This window comes from Streptococcus mitis, assembly GCF_001579045.1.
GTDB classification, from domain to species: Bacteria; Bacillota; Bacilli; order Lactobacillales; family Streptococcaceae; genus Streptococcus; species Streptococcus mitis_D.
Map to the genome: position 1 here is coordinate 561740 of NZ_KQ970262.1, position 10659 is coordinate 572398.

8 protein-coding genes are annotated in these 10659 nt (G+C 38.9%); all 8 read right to left on the reverse strand.

Annotation, left to right across the window (positions count from 1 at the left end):
• Positions 1-9 precede the first annotated feature (9 nt).
• On the reverse strand, positions 10-1155 hold the full coding sequence (locus SMIDD28_RS05810; protein WP_061425230.1) for a GIY-YIG nuclease family protein: 1146 nt from the start codon (positions 1153-1155) through the stop codon (positions 10-12).
• Positions 1148-3079 carry a DEAD/DEAH box helicase gene (locus tag SMIDD28_RS05815; RefSeq protein WP_061425231.1) on the reverse strand — a complete coding sequence of 644 codons (1932 nt, stop codon included), beginning with the start codon at positions 3077-3079 and terminating at the stop codon, positions 1148-1150. Before SMIDD28_RS05815 ends, SMIDD28_RS05810 begins: the two co-directional genes overlap by 8 nt.
• A complete protein-coding gene (locus tag SMIDD28_RS05820) occupies positions 3076-5868 on the reverse strand; it encodes a class I SAM-dependent DNA methyltransferase (RefSeq protein WP_061425232.1) in 2793 nt (930 codons plus the stop codon). Before SMIDD28_RS05820 ends, SMIDD28_RS05815 begins: the two co-directional genes overlap by 4 nt.
• Positions 5869-6134: 266 nt before the next feature.
• Positions 6135-7205 (reverse strand): ABC transporter substrate-binding protein, encoded by a 1071-nt coding sequence (locus tag SMIDD28_RS05825; protein WP_061425233.1) that lies wholly within the window; start codon positions 7203-7205, stop codon positions 6135-6137.
• A complete protein-coding gene (locus SMIDD28_RS05830; RefSeq protein ID WP_061425234.1) occupies positions 7202-7975 on the reverse strand; it encodes an ABC transporter permease in 774 nt (257 codons plus the stop codon). The genes SMIDD28_RS05825 and SMIDD28_RS05830 overlap by 4 nt, the downstream gene beginning before the upstream one ends.
• The gene (locus SMIDD28_RS05835) at positions 7972-8778 is read right to left on the reverse strand and encodes an ABC transporter permease (RefSeq protein ID WP_000753803.1); all 807 of its coding nucleotides are present in this window, start codon (positions 8776-8778) and stop codon (positions 7972-7974) included. The genes SMIDD28_RS05830 and SMIDD28_RS05835 overlap by 4 nt, the downstream gene beginning before the upstream one ends.
• Complete coding sequence (locus SMIDD28_RS05840; RefSeq protein ID WP_000742900.1) at positions 8759-9916, reverse strand: ABC transporter ATP-binding protein; 1158 nt, start codon at positions 9914-9916, stop codon at positions 8759-8761. Before SMIDD28_RS05840 ends, SMIDD28_RS05835 begins: the two co-directional genes overlap by 20 nt.
• A 159-nt stretch (positions 9917-10075) precedes the next feature.
• Positions 10076-10659: UDP-N-acetylmuramate dehydrogenase (gene murB, locus SMIDD28_RS05845; RefSeq protein WP_081103228.1), on the reverse strand; the 584-nt coding region annotated here is incomplete at its 5' end.

The window sequence follows — 10659 nt, forward strand, 5'->3', positions numbered from 1 at the left end:
CTTATCCAACTAAATCATTAAGCCAATTTTTTCAATCACTTCTTGGATCTCATCTAGCGATACTAGAAACCACTCTTTAGGGACAAAGCTATCTCCATTTGGTGCTATTAATTCCATATCTAACTGCTTGTCTGCAAAATAATGATGAAGAGTAGTTTCTAATTTTCGAGCGCTGAAATTTTGAACCTCAAAACTAGCTACTAAACGGACAGGAGCAAAAAGATAGGTTCCTTCTCTTTCTGAATTTGCTAACCGTTTTTCAATTTGATCCTGTGTAAAACCGATTTTATAGAGATTACTGATGTTGGCAATTTGAGGATTGCTACTCAAAGATTTCACTACATAGATATATCCAGTTGTAATTCGTTGGCTTGGACTGATACCAGTCATCACATCTTCTATCAATTCTGTTACCATTCGTCCATGGCGCGTTCTATCGTGCAGATTAGATACAAAAGAGCGGAGTAAGGCCTTCTTATTTTCTGTACCATTTTCATATACGAGATGAAGTTCAGCATTAGTATAACCATTCTTATCAGTGAAGTCTTCTCCTTTAGAAACAACATAAACCATTACTCCATTATCCACATAGAACATACCAGGTTTAATTTCTTTTTCTTTTATCACATCAGACTTTCTGACTTGACGACGACCTTCACTAATTTCATCATGAACACGAGTAAATAATCCCTGATAATCTTCAAAATTTCCCATCCGTTTACGTGTTCGTGTTTTATCACGCGCTTGAATCGTTCGTTTATAACGTGAGACATCAAATAAAGATTTTTCAGCACCATTTACTGACTCAAACAATTTATCTGATAAAATATCTGTTAAACTAGCAGGACTTGAAATAGGGGTCTCGGACTCAACTATATCTATTTTTAGTAGCCCAAATTCATCATAAGGTTCTAACTTTCGGATGCTATTAGGAGATTTTCTAATACCATTCAATCGAGAAAATAAACTGCGTTCTTTAATATTTCTAGACTTTTGTGGCTCTTGCCCATTATTTTCTCTCACCCAATCTATAATTTCTAAAAATTTCTCTACTTCATGATCTGTAACTATTTTTTTCTTAGGTTTTAAAGGAGTTATTAAATGTTCAAAATCAGAATCATTAAAAATGTCATTTAAGTTTTTGAAATCAGTCATTACCGCTCTCCATCTTCAGCTTCATCTGAGATAATTGTAACAAAGCATAAGCCAATCTCTGTTCGTACTTATCCTTACTTGATTTATCTGGATGACGACCATTTTCTTTCAAAAATTGCTTAATTTGAGGATAAAGAATCAAAAGTTCTTCTTCAGAAAACTCCATCTTCTGACCATCCATATAATCTTGTATTAGACGCAAAGTCGGAGCATCAATTTCACGTGATATAACTTCGTAAGCTCTCTGGAAAGGATTGATCTGATCAATCAAATCAATAGATAAGTCATCAATATTCACAAATTTATCTGCCATTTTTAGGAAATCTGTTTGTCCTACTCCCTCTTTCCGTTCAGCTGATTGAACGACCGATTGACTAATAAACTGTTGGCGAACTTCTTCAACTTCAGCACCATTTAAGTCAGGATAGATTTGTTTAATAATTGCTGGAATCATCTGCTTATTAATGATTTCTGCATCTGTTCCTGCAGCAATCGCAGTTTGGATACGCGGTTCTTGCAAGATACTAGCACGTAAGTCGTTCATGTCATTTTCTATGATATCTTTTGTTCTTTGGGTGCTCGGCTCTTTTAATCCTTTTACAAACAGTTCGGCACCAGAAGATTTCTGGTCATCCCGGTCTTTGCGTTTGAACTTGAAATTTGGCGCTAAAACAGACTCCATCAATAGACTTGCTGTAATAGCCTTCATAACATTATTTACAGCAAAGAAAACTTCATCATCTTGAGCATCTGGTTGGGAAATGAGATTGGTAAATTGAGCGTGTAACTTATTGGAACTATCGCGTGTTACTCGACCTATAATCTGAACAATTTCTGTTAGCGACTGACGATAGCCAATCGTTAAAGCATACTCAGCATAAGGCCAGTCAAAACCTTCTTTAGCCATACCAAGTGCGATAATGATATCGAGATCATCTAAACTGGTCATCTTATTTAGGTAACCCTGCACTTTTTCACGCCCTTCTTCTGTGACAAGGTCGGCAACCTTCAATACACGACCTGTTTCCTCAGTAACCAACCATAATCCAGTCTTAGGGTCTGGAACGGCTTGCCCCAGTTCGTCTAAAATTCGGTCAACTTCATCATACTTATCCTTGGTTGACTCACCCGAGTTTACATTTGGGATATGAATAATGGTTTTCTTGCTTGTGTCCAGTACTTCGTGCAAAGCATCCGTGTAACGACCACGATAAAAGTTATAACCCATGGCAAAGCTTTTCAGATATTTGTACCCCTCCAACTGTTCATAATAAGTATAGGATACCTTGTCGAATTTTTGCTCATCTTCAGGTGCCAAAATGGGTACAGAATCTCCACGGAAATAAGACCCTGTCATAGCCACTACATGAGCTGTTGAATTGGCTAATATGTTTCTTAAGGCATTTCCTAAAACTGAATTATCATCTTGAGATACATGATGAAATTCATCGATAGCTAAAAGAACGTTATTAAAATCAGTATCGGCTAACTGTTCAAAGGCAAAACGCAAGGTGGCATGCGTACAGATTAAAACTCTATCGTTAGGTGACTCTGAATGCATAAAGTCTACAAACTGTTTTACCTTACTTTTGCTGGTCCCTTGTTCAGTCAAATTATTTTTGGGAAGAACTTCCCAATCCCAGTAAAAACCATATTCTGTCAATTTAGTTGAACGAAACGATTTCCCGATAGATCTTTCTGGAACAGCTATAATAGCTTTTTTCAGCCCCTGAGCATGTAGTTTATCAAGAGCAATAAACATCAGAGCTCTCGACTTACCAGAGGCAGGAGGCGCCTTAATCAATAAGTGTTGAGAAGTTCTCTTAGCATATACGCGCGCCTGCATTTCACGCATACCAAGTGCATTATTAGATTGACTAGCACCTGTACCATTGTAATTGATTTCAAATATATTTGAGGTCATTTCGCTTCCTTTTCTGTCATTTCTTTGTACAGATTCAATAAGACACTGAGTCGTTCTTCATCTGATTCAAAAGGCTTTTGCTGGTAGGCACGTTCTACGATACCATCGATTTTTTCATGTGCTTGACGAAGACGGTCATTCATTGGTTTATTGGCACCACCGTACAACTCAGCCATTGTTCCACCTTCTTCTTCTCGAACATCCAGCATTTCAAAAACAGCTTCCTCAAGCATATTTTTCCGAGCTTCTGAAAGTTCTGGAATTGGGAAGGTATTATAGACCAGCCCAGCTGAATAACTATATCGAGTTTCTAATTTTCCACCGATCGCTTGAAACCATTTTATATGCATTTTAGAAACAAGACATCCAAGTAACCAAACTGGAGTATCATACACAATATAGCAACGATTTGAAATAATTGTATCGTCTCCCACAAATCCCATTGGTATATAATCTCTATCTTCTGAAGTAACAGCAGGAACTAACAGTTGAAACTTCCCTTCTATTTTCCCCTTAGAAAACATTTCGTCCCATTCACCCCGTTGTACAAATTTCCATGGCGTAGACGCAGTTTCTCTTGTTCCAGCAGCCTTAGAATTCAGGCGTTCTTGCCTTACATTTTCAAATAATTGATGGAATTCCTGTATTTTATCTAATTTAGTATATTCATCTTGATCAATCCAAATAGTATATCTAAAATTTCCATTGATATACTCATCTGCTCCAATATACTTTTTAAAATACACTTCAGTTTCAGGATATCTTTGAACTAATTTATTTTTATCATCATTTGTCAGTATTAGATATTTACTTCTTGGCATATTCCCAAAGACTATTTTTGGAAAATTATTTAACTTCTCTGAATCATTGTGATTAGATACAATAATATCATCTGCAAAAGCTAGATAGGGATTTATATTCTTTCCATAACTTTCTCCCTTATCACTATATATAATTCTTTTCTTATCATTTTTATTTGAAAATCCAATGATAGTAACTGTAACCCCTGCATTATGGGCCGCACTATTGTTCCATTTAAAAGACTGATACGCAAAGGAAATTTGACCATATCGTAGAAGGATATTCCACAAAATTGAAACTTGTTCACCTTGATTTATTGAATTTGTTGTTACAAAAGCATATTGAGCATTTTTACCATAAATAAGGTGAGTTGCCTTATAAAACCATCCCGAAATATAATCTAATTTTTTAGAAGAAATTTCTGAACAAATTACACTTTCTAGTTCCTTCTTTTGTTCCAAAGTCATTTTTTTAGAGCCTATATACGGCGGATTCCCAAATATATAAACTTCGTCATCTGCCTTAGCATTCAAAACAGTTCCCCAGTCAATTCTTAAGGCATTCCCACAAACAATATTTCCAGCTTCTCTTAAGGGGAGTAGTCTTGGATGGACATCAGCAAGTGCTTCTTCCATCTCCACATTCATCTGGTGTTCCGCTATATACAAGGATAGTCTTGCTACTTCATGAGCGAAATCATCCAATTCAATTCCTGAAAACTGGGATAGAGAAATCTTAGAGGCATCAGCAATCAATTCTCCTTGATAAACAGCTTTTTCATTTAAGGCTTCACGAATTTCTCGCTGTTTGACTAAGATATTAATCTCTAAACGACGAAGTTCTTTATAAGTAATGATGAGGAAATTTCCAGAACCACAGGCAGGGTCTAAAAATTTGATAGATGCTATACGAGTAAGCAAATCATCTAGCTTGGGTAAGAGTTGTCGCAATTCTTTGCGACGATGGTCCTCGCCAAAGTCACCACCTCCTATATAGTAGTCAGCTCGTTCTTCTAATTCCGTCAATGCTGCTCGTAAATTATCTAAAAACAGTGGTTTGATAACCTTCATAATATTGGGCACGCTAGTATAGTGCATACCCGATGTTGATCTTGCTTCTGCATTTGCCACCGTTTGAATCATTGAGCCCAAAATATCTGGATTGATTTCATTCCAGTTTAGCAATTCCCCTGCTTCAATGAGTAGTTGACGAGTCCTTTTATTGAAAATAAGGTCATGATGTGGCTCCGAAAAAAGCTTACCATTTACATAGGGAAAATCTGATAACCACGACTCTAAATCCTGACGACTAAAGTCAGGCATATCTAAAACAGTAAATAGCTTTCTAATACACTCATTCAAGTCATAACCATCTTCGGATGTCCTCATCTTAATAACATTTGTGAAAGCTCCCTTGGAGATAATATTTGTATCTTCTGCAAATAATAGAAAAAGAACACGAATCAAAAATAGATTAAATGATTTACCATCAGTTTCAGTAATGGCTAGTTCAGGATTGATAGAAATTAGCTCATCATAAAGTTTAGTAAAACGTTCTGCCGCTTTTACATCGGCAGGATTTTCCTTCTCATAATCAATCTTTTCAATACCATTCCAAGGCAAGAAAAAATCGCAATAGGCTGGTAAATCATCAAAAGTAATTGCTAAAGTTGACTCTGTCTGTGTATCCTTTGCATATAATTCTTGAAAATCTGTTGTAATAATAAATCGAGGTTTACGAGCCTGTCCCGACGTCTCTTTATCAATCTCAGTTAACGCAAGCAAAGGTTGGCTTTCAACTTTACGAAAATACAATTTGTTTTTTATTATAAAATCATTGGAAGCAGTTTTACTTGCTCTTGTTATGGTCGTTTTAGTAATATCAAACAATGAAACAAAATCAACAATAAATGTCGATTGATTAAGATTCTCTACTAAAACCTTAGTTCTATCCTCAATCTCAGTGATATTTAATAACTTTTTAGCCATTAGATACCTCCAAGAAACGCAAAAAGCCTACTGGATTTACAGTAGGTCTCAATCTATATTCTTTGCATTTTTTTATTAGGTTATATATATATATATATATATATGCATTTGCGTGGTCCGGTTCATTTTGAACTCCTTTAGAATTAAATTTTCAGAGATGCTATAAACAATTCTAATAACTCTCAACCTAAAACTATTATACCATGATTTCTATTTTTTATAAAAAACGAACCAGCTTGACTGATTCGTTTTTAGTTTATTTACTCCTACTTCCGATACATCTTAAATTGTAGGAAGAGGTCACTATAGATTCCTGTCCATTTATGGTCAAATTTTTCATAAACTTCTAGGTGTTTCATAGTATCTGCATCTGGATAGAAGGACTTGTCTTCTTTTGTCTCCTCTGGGAGCATTTCCTTAGCAGCTGTATTTGGTGTTGAATAGCCGACATACTCTGCATTCTTGAGAGCATTTTCAGGTTTTAACATGAAGTTGATGAAGGCATAAGCTGCATCCTGATTCTTAACTGTCTTAGGAATGACCATATTGTCAAACCAGAGGTTACTTGCTTCTGTAGGTACGACGAATTTGAGGTTAGGATTCTTTTCCAACATCTGGCTAGCTTCCCCTGAGAAAGTCACACCGATGGCAGCGTTATTCTGAATCATGTAACCCTTCATCTCATCGGCTACAATAGCCTTGATATTAGGAGTTAGCTCATAAAGTTTATCGACCGTTTGTGACAGTTGTTGTGGATCTTTAGAGTTGAGGCTATAGCCTAGTGAGTTAAGACCTAACCCAAGCACTTCACGCGCCCCATCAAAGAGCATGATTGAATCCTTGTATTCTGGTTTCCAGAGGTCATCCCAATGTTCAGGCGCTTCTTCCACCATGGTTTCATTGTAGACAATTCCCAGTGTTCCCCAGAAATAAGGGATGGAGAATTTATTGCCTGGGTCAAAGGACTGGTTGAGGAACTCTGGTCCGATATTTTCAAGACCTTCAAGTTTTGAATAGTCAAGCGGTACCAAGAGGTCTTCGTCCTTCATCTTGTTAATCATGTATTCACTAGGAATGGCAATATCGTAGGTCGTTCCACCCTGCTTAATCTTGGTATACATGGCTTCGTTGGAGTCAAAGGTCTCGTACTGGACTTGGATTCCTGTTTCTTCTGTAAATTGCTCCAAGAGTTCTGGATCGATATAGTCTCCCCAGTTGTAAATGACCAGTTTTTGACTATCTCGGCTATTGATTTTACTATCTAAATGCGTCGCAATTCCCCACAAGACCAGGATGATGGCTGCAATTCCTGCTAAAAATGAATAGAGTTTTTTCATGCTTGCTCCTCCTTCTCACGTGAGATAAAGTAATATCCAACAACTAAGATAATACTAAAGAGAAAGACAAGGGCAGACAGGGCATTGATTTCTAGCGAAATCCCCTTACGAGCACGAGAGTAAATCTCGACTGACAGGGTTGAAAAGCCATTTCCCGTTACAAAGAAGGTCACAGCAAAGTCATCTAGAGAATAGGTGAAGGCCATGAAATAACCTGCAATGATAGACGGAGTTAGGTAAGGAAGCATGATTTCCTTGAACATCTGAAATTGACTGGCACCAAGGTCATAGGCCGCATGAATCATATCGCCATTCATTTCCTTAAGACGTGGCAAGACCATCAAGACCACGATAGGAATGGAGAAGGCCACGTGACTAGATAGAACCGCCAAAAAGCCAAGTGAAAACTTGAGTTGGGTAAAGAGAATCAAGAAGCTGGCACCAATCATAACATCAGGCGCAACCATGAGGATATTATTGAGTGAAAGAAAGGCTTCTTGGTATTTCTTACGAGACTGATAAATGTAAATAGCACCGAAAGTCCCAATAATGGTCGCTATCAAGGCTGATAGGAAGGCCAAGAAAAAGGTCTGAGTCACAATCAACATAAGACGACTATCGCCAAACATGGTTTTAAAATGGCTCAAGCTAAAGCCTGTAAAGCTATTCATGTCGTTACCTGCATTAAAGGCATAGCCAATTAAGTAAAAAATCGGCAGGTAGAGGACAAGAAAGACCAGTCCCAGATAAAGGTTGGCAAATTTTTTCATCGTTCTCTCCTTTCCTTGGTCACCCACATGGTGATGAACATGGTCAGGATGAGAATTACACCAATGGTTGAACCCATACCGTAGTTGTCATTGGTTAGAAAATTCTGTTCAATAGCCGTCCCCAAGGTGATAACGCGGTTCCCACCAATCAAACGGGTCAGCATGAAGAGACTCAAACTTGGGATAAAGACAGATTGGACCCCACTTCGCACGCCGTTCATAGACAGAGGGAAAATGACATGTCGGAAGGTTTCCCACTTGGTCGCACCTAGGTCATAGCTGGCATTGATGAGATTGTTGTCCATATCATCCAAGACATTGAAAATCGGCAAAATCATAAAGGGAAGCTCGATGTAGCTTGCAACAAAGATAAAGGAGAAATCGGTAAAGAGCAACTGTTGTGAACCAATTCCGATAAATTCCAAGAATTGGTTAATAGAGCCATTTTGACCAAAAATCCCGATAAAAGCATAGGCTTTAAGAAGAAGGTTGACCCAAGTAGGCAGAATAATCAGCATGAGCCAGAGTTGACGGTGCTTGAGACGGGTCAAAAAGAGGGCTGTTGGATAGCTGATAAGCAGGGTCACAAAGGTCACAATTCCTGCATAGAGTACAGAGTTGAAACTCATTTTTAGGTAGGTCAAGTTTTGTGACGCAAAGTAAGATTTATAGTTTTCTAAACTAAATTGGCCTTCGATATTGAAAAAGGATTGTCCGAAAATCAAGACCAAGGGTGCGAGTACAAAGAGGGCAATCCAAAGCATGTAGGGCACTACAAAGAGTTTAGAGCTTGTTTTCTTCATCTCTTTCCTCCTCGATTGCATTGATCAGACCTGCTTCTTGCTCTTCAATTTCCACGTATTCTTCGATACGAGCATCGAACTCTTCTTCGGTTTCGTTGAGACGCATGATATGGATGTCTTCTGGCTCAAAGTCCAGACCGATTTCCTCACCAACGATGGCCTTACGAGTCGAGTGAATCATCCATTCATTTCCAAGTTCATCGTAAGCGATAATCTCATAGTGAACCCCACGGAAGAGCTGGGTATCAACCTTAACTTGGAGCTTGCCTTCTTCAGGCAGGGTAATACGCAAGTCCTCTGGACGAATAACGACTTCAACAGGCTCATTTGGCTTCATCCCCCCATCGACTGCTTCGAAGCGTTTGCCGTTAAACTCAACCAAGTAGTCCTCAATCATGGTTCCTGGCAAGATATTTGACTCACCGATAAAGGTGGCAACAAAATGGTTAATCGGCTCATCGTAGATATCCACAGGTGTTCCAGACTGGACAATCTCGCCATCATTCATAACAAAAATCCAGTCACTCATGGCCAGGGCTTCTTCCTGATCGTGAGTGACAAAGACAAAGGTAATGCCCAATCGTTGTTGCAGTTCACGCAGCTCATACTGCATGTCTGTTCTTAATTTCAAGTCCAGCGCTGATAAAGGCTCGTCCAACAAGACCACACGGGGTTGGTTGATGATAGCACGGGCAATAGCCACACGCTGACGTTGTCCTCCAGAGAGTTTACGGATGGAACGTTTTTCGTAACCTTCCAACTGAACCATCTTGAGAACTTCCGCTACGCGTTGCTCGATTTCTTTCTTGTCAATTTTACGCAAGCGGAGCGGAAAAGCAACATTTTCAAACACATTCATATGTGGAAACAAGGCATAGGATTGGAAGACCGTATGAACGTCACGCTTGTTGGTTGGAATGTCGTTGATACGAACACCGTCCAGCAAAATATCTCCTGTAGTCGCATCCAGCAAACCTGCAATGATGTTTAGGATGGTTGATTTCCCTGAACCAGATGCGCCTAAAAGAGTGTAGAATTTCCCTTCTTCCAACTCAAAGTTGATGTCTTTGAGAACCTTGGTGTTGCTGTCTTCAAAAACTTTTGAGACGTTTTTGAATTCAATAATTGGTTTTTTCAATTGTCATTTATTCCTTCTTTTTCATAGATTAACAGATTAGGGCTCTGTCAGGCCGCTACTACCTCGTGTAGGAGATTGAACTGCCTACATTCTTCTGCACTAACGATAGGCTTTCACCCCCTTTCCATGACATAGCAGCAGCTTTTCAAATACAGCTTCTTACTTGCTTTCACCTAAAATACGGACTTCTCTCTCAAGAGTAACGCCAGAGTGTTCCTTGACTTTTTCGATAACAGACTCAATCAAGTCTTCGTAGTCTTTAGCCGTTCCATCTGCAACATTGATCATAAAACCTGCGTGCTTTTCAGACACTTCTACGCCACCAATACGATAGCCTTTCAAGCCAGCTTCTGAAATTAATTGACCTGCAAAATGCCCGACTGGACGCTTAAAGACCGAACCACAAGAAGGGTATTCTAGAGGTTGTTTGAGTTCACGTAGATGCGTCAAGCGATCCATTTCTTGCTTGATAACCTGATGGCTTCCTGGAGCAAGGGCAAATTTAGCTGACAAGACAACAGAACCAGACTCTTGAATAGCTGAATGGCGGTAACCAAAAGCCAAATCCTTGACAGACAGGGTCTCAATTTCTCCGTCCTTAGTCAAGACCTTACAAGACTGTAAGATATGGGCAATCTCGCCACCATAGGCACCTGCATTCATAAAGACAGCACCGCCGACGCTCCCTGGAATGCCACAAGCAAACTCAAAGCCAGTCAAACTATGACGAAGGGCAATGCGTG

Excerpts from the sequence above, each read along its gene's own strand:
- SMIDD28_RS05810 (WP_061425230.1), bottom strand. The coding sequence starts at position 1,155 with ATGACTGATTTCAAAAACTTAAATGACATTTTTAATGATTCTGATTTT.
- SMIDD28_RS05815 (WP_061425231.1), bottom strand. The coding sequence starts at position 3,079 with ATGACCTCAAATATATTTGAAATCAATTACAATGGTACAGGTGCTAGT.
- SMIDD28_RS05820 (WP_061425232.1), bottom strand. The coding sequence starts at position 5,868 with ATGGCTAAAAAGTTATTAAATATCACTGAGATTGAGGATAGAACTAAG.
- SMIDD28_RS05825 (WP_061425233.1), bottom strand. The coding sequence starts at position 7,205 with ATGAAAAAACTCTATTCATTTTTAGCAGGAATTGCAGCCATCATCCTG.
- SMIDD28_RS05830 (WP_061425234.1), bottom strand. The coding sequence starts at position 7,975 with ATGAAAAAATTTGCCAACCTTTATCTGGGACTGGTCTTTCTTGTCCTC.
- SMIDD28_RS05835 (WP_000753803.1), bottom strand. The coding sequence starts at position 8,778 with ATGAAGAAAACAAGCTCTAAACTCTTTGTAGTGCCCTACATGCTTTGG.